Origin of the sequence: Lactobacillus sp. M0403 (assembly GCF_016101265.1) — a bacterium.
GTDB lineage: Bacteria > Bacillota > Bacilli > Lactobacillales > Lactobacillaceae > Lactobacillus > Lactobacillus apis.
This window is the reverse complement of the sequence record NZ_JACFQV010000001.1, coordinates 259,536-274,965: the sequence shown is the minus strand read 5'-3', so window position 1 is coordinate 274,965 and position 15,430 is coordinate 259,536. Positions and strand designations below refer to the sequence as shown.

The window sequence follows — 15,430 nt, the reverse complement described above, 5'->3', positions numbered from 1 at the left end:
AGCTTTTTTTGTTGTCTTTAAGGTTAGGAGTTAAGAATGGGCTGCTTGTTTTTGCATAAAAGTGAATGATTTTGAGTAAAAATGATTGATTTTGAATGAAAACGCGCATAAAATACTCTTCGGAGGTGAGGGAAGATGCTAACACAGGAACGTCAAAAGCTGATTGAAAACTATGTTAATCAACATGAACTATGTCGTGTTTGCGACTTGTCCAAACTGACGGCAACGTCAGAGTCGACGATTCGGCGAGACCTAATTCGAATGGAAGAAAAAGGTTTAGTTCGAAGAGTTCATGGTGGTGCACAGTCGGTTAAGAAACTTGCTCATGATGTTTCGCAGCATATTCGCTTCACAATGAATCACGATGATAAGGTTCGAATTGCACGCTACGCAGTTGAGCATTACGTGCATGAAAATGATTATCTTTTTATCGATGCAGGTACAACTGCTTATGAAATGGTTCCGTTTCTTGCTAATGTAGCAGGTATAACCATTGTCACTAATGGAATTGAAACAGCGCTAAGTGCTGTTGGGCACGGCATTAACACCATGCTTTTGGGTGGCAAGATTAAAGAAGATACTCATGCTGTGATTGGGCAATTTGCGATTGAACAATTGCAGAGCATGAACTTTGCCGCCAGCTTTATTGGAACTAATGGAATTGATCACAATGGTAATCTGACAACACCGGATCCAGAGGAAGCAGCCATTAAGAAGCAAGCAATTGCCTGTGCAGATCATACTTACGTTTTGACGGATGAAACTAAAATTGGTGAACGTAACTTCGCTGTTTTTGGCAACGTCAAACATCTCACCGTGATTACAAATAAACTTAAGGTACAAAGCAAAAAGATTTTACCTGCAAAGGTTAATTTGAAGGAGGCCAAATAATGATATATACGGTAACCGTTAATCCTGCTTTGGATTATGTTATTCAATTAGACAAAGTGGATAGCGGTAATGTTAACCGTAGCAATAATTGCTCATTTCTTGCTGGGGGTAAGGGAATCAACGTTTCTCAAATTCTAAATCAGCTTGAAATTGACAATACTGCTTGGGGCTTTGTCGGTGGTTTTACTGGTAAAGAATTGGTGCGTCAATTAAATCAACGCCGCATTGTTAATGACTTTGTGACTATTTCAGACGATACACGCGTCAATGTGAAGGTTCATGCACAAGACGAAACCGAGATTAATGCTGCGGGACCAAATATTACAGATCAAGAAATTACTGCTTTCAAGTCACGAATGGGTGATTTACAAAAGGGTGATATTGTGGTCTTAAGTGGATCACTTGCACCAAGTTTGCCAGTAGACTTTTACAAAGAATTATTGCCAGAAATTAAGGAAGCTGGTGCCGAGTTTGTCATTGATACAACCGGTCAGGCACTACTTGACACATTGAGCTACAAGCCATTAGTAATCAAGCCTAACCACCACGAACTTGCTGAGCTGTTCAACACTACCTTTGATTCAGATCAAGATATGCTTGAATGTGCACGTAAGCTACTTGATATGGGAGCGCAAAACGTGATGGTGTCAATGGCTGGCAAAGGCGGTTATTTGATTACCAAAGATCATTTCTATCACGCTAAAGGAGCCGTGGGTACGGCTGTTAATTCAGTCGGTGCTGGTGACTCAATGATTGCTGGTTTTGTTGGAACTTATGTTAAGACCAATGATCCAGCTGAAAGCTTCCGTATCGGAATGGCATGTGGTGCAGCTACCGCCTTTACCAAGGATATTGCTGTGATGAGTCAGATTGAAGCTGTTTTACCACAGATTAATGTAGAACAACTATCGTAATTAAGGAGAAGAACTAATGAAAATTAAAGATATTTTAGCTCCTGAATCGATGATTATGTCGCTTAATGCGACTAATAAAGAAGATGCTATTAAGGAAATGGCCGATTTAGAGGTCGAAACTGGCATCGTCAACGATGAAGATGAATTCATCAAATCGATTTGGGCACGGGAGAATGAATCAACAACCGGTATTGGTGACGGAATTGCAATGCCTCACGCGCGCAACAAGTCTATCAATAAGGCACGTGTACTTTTTGCTAAGAGTGCACAGGGAATTGACTACAACTCACTTGATGGTCAACCAGTTAACCTCTTCTTTATGATCACTGCTCCTGATGGTGCAGACAATACTCACCTTGAGGCTTTGGCAAAACTTTCAGGTTTACTAATCAATCCTGATTTAGTTGCTGCACTTAAGGAAGCAAAGAATCCAGAAGAAGTTATTAACTTATTCGAAGAAGCTGAACAAAAGAGCGATGCAGATAAGAAGGCAGAAAAAGAACAAGCTGCTAGTCCTGCCGCTTCAACTGGTGAAGAAAAGCCATTAATTGTTGGTGTTACTGCATGTATCAATGGTATTGCCCATACTTATATGGCTCAAGAAGCTATTATTAAAGCTGGTAAAGCACGCGGTGCGGATGTTCGCATTGAAACTAATGGTTCTGAAGGTGTTAAGGATAAATTGACAGCTGACGAAATTAGTCGTGCTAAAGGTGTCATTATTGCTTCAGACAAGAAAGTGGACATGCCACGTTTTGATGGTAAGCCATTAATCAGTCGTCCAGTTGTAGACGGTATTAACAAGCCAGATGAATTAGTTGAAACAATTTTAGATTCAAAAGCTAGTGTTTACCACTCAGACGGTCAAGCAAGTTCTGAAGCAAGTGATGATTCAAAGAAGGGCTTCTGGGGCTCAATTTACCAAAACCTAATGAACGGTGTTTCGCACATGTTACCATTCGTTATCGGTGGTGGTATCTTAATGGCCATTTCTTTCATCGTTGAAAACTTTGCTGGTGGACCAAAATCACCTGCTTTCATTTTCTTAAACAATGCTGGTAACATGGCCTTTGCCTTCATGGTGCCAATTCTGTCAGGTTATATAGCTGAATCAATTGGTGATTTGCCTGCCTTAATGCCAGGTTTCGTTGGTGGTTTCATGGCTACCGTTTATAGTGGGGCATACGGCGGTGCTTATGTTGCTAACGTTGTAACTAATGCTAAGTCACCAGCCGGTTTCTTGGGCGGACTTGCTTCCGGTTTTATTGCTGGTTACTTAGTAGTTGGCTTAAAGAAGCTATTTGCTAAATTGCCAAAATCACTTGAGGGAATGAAGCCAATGCTCATTTACCCAATTTTGAGTTTGCTGCTGATTGCCTTAATTATGTACTACATTATTAACCCAATCTTCAGTGCAGTTAACTTCGCAATTACTAACTTCTTAAACCAAATGGGTACAGGTAACTTAGTAGTCCTAACAACTATTTTGGCTGCTATGATGTCAATCGATATGGGTGGACCTTTCAACAAGGCTGCTTACGTATTTGCATCAGGTGCCTTTGCTAACGACCCTCATTCAACTGTTGCTGCTGTGATGATGGCTGCCGTAATGGTTGGTGGGATGGTTCCACCATTTGCTACTGCAATTGGGACTACCTTCTTCAAGAACAAGTACACTTTGGATGAGCGCCGTGCAGGTTTAACCAACTGGATTTTAGGTTTCTCATTCATTACTGAAGGAGCTATTCCATTCGCTGCTGCAGATGCAGGTCACGTTATTCCTTCATGTATTATTGGTTCTGCTGTCGGTGGTGCTCTAGTTGGCCTATGGCGGATTGGTGTTCCCGCACCTCACGGTGGTCTATGGGTATCACCACTTGCTAACCATATTGTGCTTTACTTTGTAGCTACTATTATCGGTTCAATTGTTGCTGGTGTAATCTTAGGATTATGGAAGAAACCCGTTGACAAGCAAGATCAAAAATAATTAATTTAGATAAATAATCTTAAAATGCGTCACTTGAGGGTGGCGTATTTTTGTGTAAAAAACTAACTACCTAATTTGTAATTAGTAGACAAGTTAAGTGACAGGTTTTATCCATTAGGCATTTAATTTAAGCTTTTAGAGACGATTTCTGTGTAGTTTAGTAATAATATGGGATACTAAAATGGTAAAAAGGGAATTTTATGCACTAGTATAGAATGGAGATTATTGTGTTTAATCTATTTATTCTGTTAGCTGAACGCTTAGGAATTATTATGATTCTGGCTTTCTTGCTCGTTAACATGCGCTTTTTCAGAAATCTTATTGAAAAGAGAACACTGAAATCGCAAATTTGGTTGTTTGTGATTTTTTCCTTGTTTGTTGTAGTTGCCAACCTAACGGGAGTCGAAATTTCAAGCTCAAAGGAAATTTTTACTCCATTAATTATTACGGGCTTGCCACAGACGGACTCAATTGCTAATACACGTATTTTAGTAATTACAACGGCGAGTCTCACGGCTGGACCTTATGTTGGGATGCTAGTTGGTTTAGTTGGTGGCTTGCACAGGGTAATCTTTGGTGGTTTTTCTGATTACTTCTATATTTTTAGTTCAGTGTTAATTGGCTATTTAATTGGGGTCTTAGGGGACCGAGTTAAGAAAAATAATTTATACCCGTCAACCTTTTGGGTAGCTGTTTTGTCGCTTTTGGCAGAACTAATTCAAATGATTTTCATTTTCGCTTTTCACGGCTTTGGTTTAATCAAATTGATTTTTGTTCCAATGATCTTACTTAATACGGTAGGTTCATGCTTGTTTATTGAAATTTTGAAGACTTATTTGTCAAATGAGCGTCAATTACGAGCCGTTCAGACCAAGGATGTCTTGGAGCTTGCAAATAAAACCTTGCCGTACTTTCGGCATGGTCTTGATTCAGATTCGGCTGAACATGTTTGTAAAATTATCAAAAAGTACACCAAGTTTGATGCGGTTGGTCTGACCGATCGCGTTAATGTTTTAGCCCATGTGGGAGCAGGACAGGATCATCATATTGCTGGTGAAGCTGTAATTACCGATTTATCAAAAACAGTAATTGCTACTGGAAAAGAAAAAGTTGCTCGTAATAAAAGTGAAATTGGCTGTCCTCATCAAGATTGCCCATTAACTTCAGCGATTGTTTGTCCGCTTCAAGTCAACAATAAAACAGTCGGGACTTTAAAGCTTTATTTCTGTGAAGAAAGAGAAATGACTGTGGTCGAGGAAAATCTAGTTCAGGGACTCGCGATGATTTTTTCGGGGCAGCTTGCCATTGGCATTACCGAGCAACAAACCAGTTTACTGAATGAAGCTGAAATTCGTGCTCTGCAAGTACAAATTAATCCCCACTTTTTCTTTAATGCAATTAATACAATTATTGCGTTGATGCGAGTAGACGTTAATAAAGCCCATGATGCGCTGATGGAGCTAAGCACATTTTTTAGGTCTAGCTTAAAAAATGGGCAGGCAAAAGAAATTACCCTTGAACAAGAAAAGCAGCACGTTGATGCATATACGGGGATTGAAAGCCTGCGTTTTCCTGACAAATTTACTGTTAATTATCAAATTAGTGTCCCTGAAAACACCATGTTGCCCTCATTTTGTTTGCAGATTTTTGTGGAAAATGCAATTAGACATGCTTTTAAGGGAAGAAAGACTGGCAACACGATTGTAGTAAGCTTAGCTGCGAGTGGGGATAACTTAGAAATCGCAGTTAGTGACAATGGTATAGGAATTGATCCTAAGATACTAAAGCAACTGGGAAAAGAACAAATTAATGAAACTAAAGGTAGTGGTCTAGCTCTTTATAATTTAAACCGGCGCCTTGTTGGTTTATATGGTACTAGCAGTGAGTTAAAAATCAGTACGGGAGCAAATGGCACAACTTTTAAGACAGAAATCCCGTTAAAATATGGTAAGCTGTCAGTTAATCAAAGCTAAAGGAGAGGTCAAATGAACATTTTAGTAGTTGATGATGAACCGCTCGCACGCGCAGAATTATCATATCTGATTAAAGAAAGTTCAAGTCTGCAAGGACAAGAATTCAAGCTGTTTGAAGCAGAAGACATCAAAAATGCACAGAAAATTTTACTAAAGAATCGGATTGATTTGCTATTTTTAGATATTTCCTTGAATGAAGAAAATGGCTTTGAACTAGCTAATGAATTGACGCAATTATCATATTCACCGATGATTATTTTTGCAACTGCTTATGATGAATATGCTGTTAAAGCTTTTGATGTTGGTGCGATTGACTACATTTTGAAGCCGTTTGAACAAAAAAGAGTCGATCAAGCATTGCATAAGGCAGTTAATATTTTGAAGACTGAAAAGCCGTTACCAAAAGAGAAAGATAATTCTGATCGAGAAGTTTTAAGCATCGAACTTGATGATCGTAATATTGTCATTAAGAAAATGTCTGTTGTCAGTGCACAAATCGATAACGGTGTTTTGACCATCTCAACTAACAAAGATAAATATGAAACGCGGAAAACACTATCTTGGATTAAGGGTAAACTAACTTCTTCCTGTTTCATGCAAGTTCACCGCAACGCAATTGTAAATGTGGAAGACATCAAAGAAGTCCAGCCATGGTTCAACCACACTTTATTACTGATAATGAGTAACGGTGAAAAAATCCAGGTCGGCCGTTCATACCGTAAGGGATTAAATGAAAAACTAGGTATGTAGTTTAGCGGAATAGATTTTTAAAAGGACTTGTGAAATTGTCTGAGTGCAGTTCACGGGTCTTTTTTTGCAGTTCACAGTTAAATCGCTTACAAGTGCATAGGAATAGTCTAATCTTAATACTGAAAGCAAACGAGATGTAATAAGAAGGGAAATGTCATTATGAAAAAAGAAGAAAGTCAGAAGCAGAAATCGGCTCCAATATTGGTACAAATGTTGATTTATGCAACGATTTTATTTGTTTCACAGATTATTTCTGATTTGATGCCGAAGTCATTTCCGGTACCAACACCAGTAATTGGCTTGGTTTTACTTTATGTATTACTGACTACTCACGTCATTAAACTTGAGTGGGTCGATTCCTTTGGTAGTGCGCTAATTTCATTAATTAGTTTTATGTTTGTGCCATCCGGGATTTCACTTGCTGCCAATTTGAAAATTATGAGGGAGCAGGGTGTACAACTACTAATTGTCATAGTTGCTTCAACAATCATTTTATTGGTTGTAACTGCATATACTACGAAATTCTTTAGTTGGATTGTAAATAAAGTGAATAGTAGTCAACTTGATGTTGATAAGAGTGAAAAGGTAAGAGGTGCAAAACAATGAGATATCTTACTACGCCACTATTTGGTGTGTTTTTATCATTAATTGTCTTTCTAATCGGTCAATGGCTATTCAAAAAGTCTAAGGGCTTTTTCCTCTTCCAGCCTTTACTTGTTAGCATGATTTTGGGCATAGCAATCCTTATTGTTTTAGCTAAATGCCTTGGCACAACGACAGCTGCTGTTTATACCAAAGCATATAAGCAGGGCGGTGACATTATCTTTTGGTTTATTACACCAGCTACAATTGCTTTCGCTGTTCCATTGTATAAACGTAATGACGTAATTAAGAAGAATTGGTTAGTGATTATTTTAGGATTATTTGTTGGAACGTTTATTTCAATGATTTTAATTACTCTTGTAGCCAAAGCAGTAGGGCTTAATAATGTTGGCGTTAAATCAATGCTTAGTCAGTCTGCTACAACAGCTGTTGCGATGCCACTTACCGCCTCAATCGGTGGCAATGCATCTGTAACTGCAATGGCATGTATTATTAATGCAGTGGTAATTTATGCTCTCGGTAAGCAGCTGGTTAAGTGGTTTAACCTAAATAGTGATCCGCTCGGTACTGGTCTTGGCTTAGGAGCTGCTGGTCATACGATTGGTTCAGCTTTTGCTCTAGAACTTGGTTCAGTTCAAGGAGCAATGGCAGCTGTTGCAGTTGTAGCAACTGCAGTAGTTGATAACCTGTTGGTTCCAATCTTTTCTCATTTGATTGGGTTATAGTTTCTAGATTAATTATATATTTTACATTTACTTACACAGTAAAACGTGTGACTTTGGTCGCACGTTTTTTGTTTACCAGCAACTATTAGAGCTAATTTTGGTTATTATTTGTAAGTAACTTCAATTGCTGTATAATGGTTATTAATAGTAAGTGAAAATACAAATCTACGACTTACTATGTGATAACGGGGTAAAAGCCGATTATTAATTGAAAGGTTTTTTTAACAAGATGAAATTTGAAAAATTGAAGAAATTTTTTGCTGTAACTGTTTTATTTGGCGTGTTAGCAATCACCCTAGGGGCATGTTCGCAAAAGCCACAGAAGAGTAGCAGCAAAATTTCGATTATGACAACAACTAACGTTTATGCAGATATTGCGCAAAACGTTGTTGGAAGATATGGTAAGGCAGAAGCCCTCATTAAAAATCCTAGTGCGGATCCGCATGATTTTGAGCCAACTACTAATGATGCCAAGGCTCTATCAAGTGCTGATATTGTAATAGAAAATGGGCTAGGCTACGATAGCTGGATGGATAAACTTGCGTCTTCTGTAGAAAAAGAGCCAGTTAAAGTTGGTGAAGACCTAATGGGACGCAAAAAGGGTGATAACCCTCATATCTGGTTTGATTTGAACATGCCAAAAGAGTATGTTAATTACTTAATTAAGCGACTAAGTAAAAAGGATCCGAAACATGCTGATTACTACCGTGAAAATGGATTGAAGTATTTAGCTAAGATTGACCGAATCAAAAAAGATGCGGCAAAAATAGAGCATCAGGTTGATAAACCGGTTTATGTTAGTGAACCTGTTTTTGATTATGCCTTATCTTCTGTTAATATTAAGGTAGCAAACCAGGACTTTGAAAAAGCAATTCAAAATAATACAGATCCTAGTGCTGCGACCGTTCAAGAAATGACGCATGGAATTGAGAAGCGCAAGATAGCCTTCTTTGTTGATAATGAGCAGACTTCGAGTACGACGGTTAATAATTTTATTAAATTGGCAAAAAAGAATAAAATACCAGTTTTAAAGGTTAGAGAAACGATTCCGACTAAGATGACTTACCTTGATTGGATGACTGAAAGTTATCAAAAGTTGGCTGATGTAGCCAAGAAATAGTTATTGAGAGGGAATAAAAATGAGGAAAATAATTGCTGCTATGGCTGTGGCCGCAGGAATGGCGGCTCCGCTTACGGCGGTCGCAACGGCAAATGATTCTGCGATCGTTCAGGCAAGCTCGATTAATGATATGGCTAAACAAAATAGCTATGGTGGTATAACTTACCTTGATCAAATGCTTCAGCAGCAAGGCATAAAATATAATGATTTTTATGCCAGCAATCCTGTGAATTACCGCTACGGTAAGCCCGAAGGTGTGGTTGTCCACGAAACTGCTACACCAGGAGCTTCTGCATATAACGAAGCAATTTATTTTAACCGTGAGTGGATGAATATCTATTCTTATGTTCATGCATTTGTGGATAAAACTGGTGTAATCCAGATGACTTCACCAGATCATGGTGTTTGGGGTGCTGGCCCAGTTGCCAACAGCCGTTTTTTCCAAGTTGAACTGTGTGAAGATAATAATTTAGCTGACTTTGCCAAAAGCATCAACAATGATGCAATTTATATTGCTCAAATTATGCGCCAGTATAATCTTGCTCCTGTTAATGCTGTTCATACTGGTAAAGGAACCGTTTGGTCACACGCAGCAGTTTCTAAATTCTTAGGCGGGACAGATCATGGCGACCCAGATGGCTATTTTGCTAAATGGGGCTATTCAATGGATGATTTCTTCGACCTGATTAAATATTATTATGACAACGGGGCAACGGGTTCTACGACACCGACACCAACTCCGTCAAAACCTATTACACCGTCAAAACCATCAACGCCTAAACCGACACAACAACCCAAGCCGATTGATACTAAGTTATTGATGCACAATGCTTTAGTTTATGATGGTAATGGTGAAAAAACTAAGCAACCTACTAAGAAGGCTGGAACAAAGTTAAGCGTTTATGGTACCAAAACTATTAAAGGCAAAAAGTATTTCCAAATTGGGACAGATCAATATGTTGTCGCAACCAATATTGAAGGAAGCTTGCAGCTTTTAACGCATAATGCCTATATTTATGATGGTAATGGCGAACGTGTTGGTACTGGTAAATTCAAACGTGGCAGTTATGTTAGAACATACGGTGGCCGAGTAAAGATAGACGGTCGTAAGTATTATATTATTGATGAAGATCAATACATTAAAGTGGGAAACTTTAAGTAAAAGATATTATTAAGGAGAGAAAATTGTCTGACATTTTAGAAGTAAAAAATCTCTCAATGAGATTTGATAAAAAGACTGTTTTTTCGGACCTCAATTTTAATTTAGAAAAAGGTTCAACAACAGCTCTTTTAGGACCAAACGGTACAGGCAAAACAACCTTAATTAGTATTTTAATGAAAATGCTAGCACCAACAACAGGCTCTTTTAAGTTTGCGGATGGTGTCAGGCTAGGTTATGTACCGCAGTTTCGTAATATTGATGCGGAATATCCTCTATCAATTGAGGCTTTTGTTAGTTTAAATGCGCCAACTTTTAAAAAGCGTGAAGTTAAAGAAGCCATCAAGAATCAATTACAGGAAACTAATTTATATGAAATTAGGCATACCAGGATGGGTGAAGCCTCTGGTGGACAGAAGCAGCGCGCCTATTTAGCACAAGCGCTACTTGATCACCCGAACGTAATTATCCTTGATGAGGCAACGGCGAGTCTGGATCCTATGGCTAAAGACGAACTGATGAAGTTAATTAGACATTTAAATGAAAAACATAATATTACTGTTTTATTTGTTACCCATGATGTTGCATTAGCACAAAAATATATGCAGAACTATTTATATTTAATTAATGGGCACATTGAACAAGGTGAAATGGCTCAATTTAAGGAGGCGTATGAATAATGTTTGCTTTTGATTTTATGCGTAACGCCTTCTTGGCTAGTACCTTTATTGCAATAACGTGTGGTACTGTAGGTGTTTATGTAGTTGCCCGTAATTTTAGCTTTTTGGCACACACATTATCTGAGATTGGTTTCGCAGGTGCAGCTTTTGCTGTATGGCTTGGAATTGGACCACTTTGGGGGATGTTACTATTCACACTACTTGGTTCAATTAGTGTTGGTGAGTTATCACTTCACAGTGATCAAAAAGAATCATCAATTAGTGCAATTTCGGCACTCTTCACGGGACTAGGGGTACTATTTTTAGCAATTTCTGGTGCAAACAGCAACTACGCAACTAATATTTTATTTGGAAGTATTGTTGGTGTTGACAAGCAGGGGGTTATCCAGCTGGTAGTCTTGTCAGTAATTGTTTTACTAATGATTTTTAGTATTCAAAGGTCCCTCAATTTTGATTCATTCGACCATATTGGAGCGGTAGCTCACGGAGTAAAAACTGGTTTAGTCAGCGTGATTTTCTTAATTGCACTGGCAATGTCTGTTTCGATTGGTGCGCAAATTGTTGGTTCCTTGCTAGTTTTCATTTTGCTCACTTTACCACCCGCAACAGCCAATTATATTGGTAAAACAATTGGCTCAATGATTGCGTGGTCTGTTTTCTTCGCTTTAATTGGGGTTTGGCTAGGATTGTATCTTGGTTTTATTACTAATTTACCTGTAACTTTCTTTATTGCAGTGATTGAAGTAGTGATCTATCTTGTTACTTACTTCACCCATTTAATTAAGCGTAGCCTATAAGGAAAATAATAAAGAGGAGTCTATAATAATAGATTCCTCTTTTTGCTTGTGAAAAAATGAGCGCTGTAAAGGTTGATATTTTAACATTTTTTTGCAATTGTCACTAACTTTTGTAAGTGTTTGCATGTATAATAGACCTATAACATTTTTAAAGTTAAAAAGGAGTATTTATAATGACATCATATTATAATGGATTTCCCCAAAGCGATCGGGATGAAGCAATCGACATGATTAACCTTGATGAACTTGAAGAGCGTGCGAAAGAAGTAATGCCAGAGGGTGCATACTACTACATTGCTTCAGGTTCTGAAAATGAATGGACATGGCGTAATAATATTGCTGCATTTAACCATTTCCAAATTGTGCCACGTGCATTAACAAATATGGATAATCCACAGCTTGATACTGAATTCATGGGGATGAAACTCAAGACGCCTGTCATGATTTCACCAATTGCATGTCATGGTATTTCTCACAAGGATGCAGAAGTTGCTACTCAAAAGGGTGCAGCAGCAGCCGGCGCACTCTTTTCATCAAGTACATATGCTAATAAGAGCGTTGAAGATATTGCGGCAGCAGCTCCAGATGCACCACGCTTTTTCCAACTTTACCTAAGTAAGGATTGGGACTTTAACGAGATGGTCTTTGAAGCAATCAAAAAAGCTGGATACAAGGGTATTTTCTTGACGGTTGATGCACTTGTTTCTGGTTATCGCGAAGCTAACCTTAGGACTAACTTTGCCTATCCTGTACCACTAGATTTCTTCACTCGTTACCAAGGTGGTAAAGGTGAAGGTCAAACGGTTGCACAAATGTACGCTTCATCTGCACAAAAGATTGGTCCAGAGGATGTTAAACGAATTAAGGAAATGTCCGGCTTACCAGTCTTTGTCAAAGGTGTAGTTTGTGCTGAAGATGCATATTTAGCAATGGGTGCTGGCGCTGATGGTATTTATGTCACTAACCACGGTGGACGTGAAGTTGATTGTGGTCCAGCTACCATCGATATGTTGCCAGAAATTGCTAAGGCAGTTAACCATCGTGTACCTATTGTCTTTGATTCAGGTGTCCGTCGTGGTTCACATGTCTTTAAGGCTTTAGCACTTGGTGCAGATCTTGTTGGTGTTGGTCGGCCATACCTTTACGGTTTAGCTCTTGGTGGTGCTAAAGGTGTGCAATCAGTAATTGAACAACTCAATAAGGAATTATTGATTGATATGCAATTGACTGGTTGCAAGACAATTGAAGATGTTAAGCACGCTAAAATTACGCACATCAACTACGCAGCTGATAACTTGAAGTCAAACACTGATCCTTCAAGAATCAAGCCATATCCTGTAACTGCAGAAAACCAAATGAAAGAAAGTGCAGCTGATGCAGTTTCAGGTGCTTCACACCATTAATAATTAAATAAGATTATCAAGGAGCTTTGTCTATATTGGGTAAATCGATATGCGACAAGGCTTTTTTTTGCGATAAAATATGATAAATGAGAAAATAACTCAAATATATCGTTGTATTCTAATTTTCATATTATTATAATTGCAATAACTATACTAACCTCGGAGGGCAGGAATAATGAAAAAAGCGTGGAAATGGCTTGAAGCGCTTTTGGTAGCAATGATGATGTTGGCGTTAGTGCCACAAACTGTCAATGCTGCCGAAAGTACGCAAGCCCCAAAAGTAACGGATAATTATTTGAAAAAGGTCAAGGAAAAGGGCGAGTTGGTTATGGGAACTAGCCCCGATTTTCCTCCTTATGAATTTGTCCAAAATGTGAATGGCAAATCCAAAGTAATGGGTATGGATATCGAAGTTGGCCGCAAAATTGCCCGAGACATGGGGGTTAAGCTAGTCATTAAAACGATGGACTTTGATTCATTATTGGTTGCCCTTGAGACAGGTAAGATTGATATGGTCATTTCTGGAATGACCGCAACACCGAAGCGGGCGCAAAGTGTTGACTTTAGTCAAACTTACTATAAAAGTGGGCAAGATCTAATCATTAGAAAGTCCGACAAAGGTAAATTCCATGATTATCGGTCCTTTAGTGGCAAAGCGATTGGTGCACAAACTGGTAGTATGCAAGCCACACTGCTTAAGGAACAAGCCAAAAAGTCTAAAATTAAAACAATGGATAAGACCAATGATCTTATTTTAGGCCTGAAAACTAACAAGTTTGATGCAGTTCTAGTTGATACTGCATCTGCTGCTGCTTTTGCGAAAAATACTGATGGCATAACATCAATACCTTCTGGACTTAAAATACCTTCTCAAGGTAATGCTGTAGCTTTTCATAAAGGCGCTAAAAGTTTAGTTAAGTCTGCTAATAAATCAATCGATGAAATTAAAAAGAAGAAATTAGTAACTAAAGTATATTTACCTAATGTCGGTAAATATATTGCTAAAGGCAAAACTAAAAAAGAGGTTAAGGCTTCCAACTCGATGTGGGCCTACAAGGACTTCTTTATTGCTGGTGTTGGCTACACGTTATTTATCTCAGCAATTTCAGTTTTCTTCGGCTTTCTTTTAGGAGCAATCCTAGCCTTAATGCGCTTAAGTCACAATAAAATTGCGCACTCAATTGCTACCGCATATATTGAATTCATTCGTGGCACACCATTAATGGTGCAATTATTATTCATTTACTTTGGCTTAGGCTTAGTTATTAATATACCTGCACTTTTATCAGGAATTATTGCGGTCTCACTGAACTCGGCGGCCTACGTTGCTGAAGTAATTCGGTCGGGAATTAGCTCAATTTCAGTTGGGCAAACCGAGGCTTCTCGCTCATTGGGATTGTCTAAGACTGCTACATTGCGCTATGTTATCATGCCGCAAGCAATGAAGAATATTTGGCCAGCACTTGGTAATGAATTTGTCTCCCTAATCAAGGAAAGTTCCATTGTATCGGTTATCGGTGTAAAGGATCTGATTTACCAATCAAGAATTGTCCAAGCTGATACTTACCGTGGAGTCATGCCATTAGTAATCACTATGATTTTGTACTTCATCATAACCTTTGGCTTGTCTAGCTTAATGAAAGTTTTTGAAAGGAAAATGAATCATGACTAAAAATGCGCCAGTGTTGAAAGTTGAACACTTGAAGAAAACTTTTGGCAAAAATGAAGTTTTAAAAGACATTAATGCAGAAGTTAAAGATGGCCAGGTTATTTGTTTAGTCGGACCATCAGGAGCTGGTAAGAGTACTTTTTTGCGTTGCCTTAACTTATTGGATCAACCAACTGCAGGCAAAGTACTGTTTGAAGATAAAGAATTAACTGCTTTAAGCGAAAAACAGCTTGATACCTTGCGTGAAAAAATGGGCATGGTGTTCCAGCAATTCAACTTATTTCCACATATGAACATTATTGAAAATATTAAGCTAGCACCAATGAAAGTTAAAAACGTTAGTGATGAGGAAGCAACCGCTAAAGCTGTTGAACTTTTAAAACAAGTTGGACTAGAAGAAAAAGCGATGGCTTTTCCAGCTAATTTATCTGGTGGACAGCAACAACGTGTAGCGATTGCGCGTGCATTAGCAATGGATCCTGAAGTAATGCTTTTTGATGAGCCAACTTCAGCATTAGATCCTGAAATGGTCGGGGAAGTACTTAAGGTTATGCAGGATTTGGCTCAAAAAGGAATGACAATGGTTGTTGTTACCCATGAAATGGGTTTTGCCAAAAATGTTGCAGATGAAGTATGGTTTATGGCAGATGGTTATATTCAAGAAAAAGCAACACCGCAAGAGTTCTTTGAGCATCCAAAGACTGAACGTGCACAAGACTTTTTAGCTAAGGTACTTGAAGCATAAGAGGGGATAAAGCT

Annotated in this window: 14 protein-coding genes; all 14 read left to right on the top strand. The window is 38.5% G+C overall.

Annotated features, from left to right (window positions below; all coding sequences use genetic code 11):
* Positions 1-135 precede the first annotated feature (135 nt).
* Positions 136-891, top strand: a complete 756-nt coding sequence (locus H3T48_RS01205) for a DeoR/GlpR family DNA-binding transcription regulator (RefSeq protein WP_187158322.1) — start codon at positions 136-138, stop codon at positions 889-891.
* Positions 891-1,805: a 1-phosphofructokinase gene (pfkB, locus tag H3T48_RS01200; protein ID WP_074425882.1), complete on the top strand. Its 915-nt coding sequence runs from the start codon at positions 891-893 to the stop codon at positions 1,803-1,805. The genes H3T48_RS01205 and pfkB overlap by 1 nt, the downstream gene beginning before the upstream one ends.
* Before the next feature lie 16 nt (positions 1,806-1,821).
* Positions 1,822-3,792 carry a fructose-specific PTS transporter subunit EIIC gene (locus H3T48_RS01195; protein WP_198187878.1) on the top strand — a complete coding sequence of 657 codons (1,971 nt, stop codon included), beginning with the start codon at positions 1,822-1,824 and terminating at the stop codon, positions 3,790-3,792.
* 215 nt (positions 3,793-4,007) lie between these two features.
* Complete coding sequence (locus H3T48_RS01190; protein WP_198187877.1) at positions 4,008-5,765, top strand: LytS/YhcK type 5TM receptor domain-containing protein; 1,758 nt, start codon at positions 4,008-4,010, stop codon at positions 5,763-5,765.
* Positions 5,766-5,777: 12 nt separating this feature from the next.
* Positions 5,778-6,515, top strand: coding sequence for a LytTR family transcriptional regulator DNA-binding domain-containing protein (locus tag H3T48_RS01185; protein WP_198187875.1), 738 nt, complete (start codon positions 5,778-5,780; stop codon positions 6,513-6,515).
* Between the two features lie 156 nt (positions 6,516-6,671).
* On the top strand, positions 6,672-7,121 hold the full coding sequence (locus tag H3T48_RS01180; RefSeq protein WP_198188308.1) for a CidA/LrgA family protein: 450 nt from the start codon (positions 6,672-6,674) through the stop codon (positions 7,119-7,121).
* Complete coding sequence (locus tag H3T48_RS01175; protein WP_198187873.1) at positions 7,118-7,843, top strand: LrgB family protein; 726 nt, start codon at positions 7,118-7,120, stop codon at positions 7,841-7,843. The genes H3T48_RS01180 and H3T48_RS01175 overlap by 4 nt, the downstream gene beginning before the upstream one ends.
* 229 nt (positions 7,844-8,072) lie before the next feature.
* Positions 8,073-8,963 carry a metal ABC transporter solute-binding protein, Zn/Mn family gene (locus H3T48_RS01170; protein WP_198187871.1) on the top strand — a complete coding sequence of 297 codons (891 nt, stop codon included), beginning with the start codon at positions 8,073-8,075 and terminating at the stop codon, positions 8,961-8,963.
* Positions 8,964-8,976: 13 nt separating this feature from the next.
* The gene (locus H3T48_RS01165) at positions 8,977-10,125 is read left to right on the top strand and encodes an SLAP domain-containing protein (RefSeq protein ID WP_370567512.1); all 1,149 of its coding nucleotides are present in this window, start codon (positions 8,977-8,979) and stop codon (positions 10,123-10,125) included.
* A 56-nt stretch (positions 10,126-10,181) separates the two neighbouring features.
* Positions 10,182-10,802: a metal ABC transporter ATP-binding protein gene (locus H3T48_RS01160; protein WP_198188303.1), complete on the top strand. Its 621-nt coding sequence runs from the start codon at positions 10,182-10,184 to the stop codon at positions 10,800-10,802.
* Positions 10,802-11,599 carry a metal ABC transporter permease gene (locus tag H3T48_RS01155; RefSeq protein WP_074425878.1) on the top strand — a complete coding sequence of 266 codons (798 nt, stop codon included), beginning with the start codon at positions 10,802-10,804 and terminating at the stop codon, positions 11,597-11,599. Before H3T48_RS01160 ends, H3T48_RS01155 begins: the two co-directional genes overlap by 1 nt.
* Before the next feature lie 173 nt (positions 11,600-11,772).
* Complete coding sequence (locus H3T48_RS01150; protein WP_074425877.1) at positions 11,773-13,002, top strand: lactate oxidase; 1,230 nt, start codon at positions 11,773-11,775, stop codon at positions 13,000-13,002.
* 175 nt (positions 13,003-13,177) lie between these two features.
* On the top strand, positions 13,178-14,674 hold the full coding sequence (locus H3T48_RS01145) for an ABC transporter substrate-binding protein/permease (protein ID WP_198187863.1): 1,497 nt from the start codon (positions 13,178-13,180) through the stop codon (positions 14,672-14,674).
* Positions 14,667-15,416 (top strand): amino acid ABC transporter ATP-binding protein, encoded by a 750-nt coding sequence (locus tag H3T48_RS01140; RefSeq protein WP_122036069.1) that lies wholly within the window; start codon positions 14,667-14,669, stop codon positions 15,414-15,416. Before H3T48_RS01145 ends, H3T48_RS01140 begins: the two co-directional genes overlap by 8 nt.
* The last annotated feature ends 14 nt before the right edge of the window (positions 15,417-15,430 follow it).

Excerpts from the sequence above, each read along its gene's own strand:
- H3T48_RS01205 (WP_187158322.1), top strand. The coding sequence starts at position 136 with ATGCTAACACAGGAACGTCAAAAGCTGATTGAAAACTATGTTAATCAA.
- pfkB (WP_074425882.1), top strand. The coding sequence starts at position 891 with ATGATATATACGGTAACCGTTAATCCTGCTTTGGATTATGTTATTCAA.
- H3T48_RS01195 (WP_198187878.1), top strand. The coding sequence starts at position 1,822 with ATGAAAATTAAAGATATTTTAGCTCCTGAATCGATGATTATGTCGCTT.
- H3T48_RS01190 (WP_198187877.1), top strand. The coding sequence starts at position 4,008 with ATGGAGATTATTGTGTTTAATCTATTTATTCTGTTAGCTGAACGCTTA.
- H3T48_RS01185 (WP_198187875.1), top strand. The coding sequence starts at position 5,778 with ATGAACATTTTAGTAGTTGATGATGAACCGCTCGCACGCGCAGAATTA.
- H3T48_RS01175 (WP_198187873.1), top strand. The coding sequence starts at position 7,118 with ATGAGATATCTTACTACGCCACTATTTGGTGTGTTTTTATCATTAATT.
- H3T48_RS01170 (WP_198187871.1), top strand. The coding sequence starts at position 8,073 with ATGAAATTTGAAAAATTGAAGAAATTTTTTGCTGTAACTGTTTTATTT.
- H3T48_RS01160 (WP_198188303.1), top strand. The coding sequence starts at position 10,182 with ATGAGATTTGATAAAAAGACTGTTTTTTCGGACCTCAATTTTAATTTA.
- H3T48_RS01155 (WP_074425878.1), top strand. The coding sequence starts at position 10,802 with ATGTTTGCTTTTGATTTTATGCGTAACGCCTTCTTGGCTAGTACCTTT.
- H3T48_RS01150 (WP_074425877.1), top strand. The coding sequence starts at position 11,773 with ATGACATCATATTATAATGGATTTCCCCAAAGCGATCGGGATGAAGCA.
- H3T48_RS01145 (WP_198187863.1), top strand. The coding sequence starts at position 13,178 with ATGAAAAAAGCGTGGAAATGGCTTGAAGCGCTTTTGGTAGCAATGATG.
- H3T48_RS01140 (WP_122036069.1), top strand. The coding sequence starts at position 14,667 with ATGACTAAAAATGCGCCAGTGTTGAAAGTTGAACACTTGAAGAAAACT.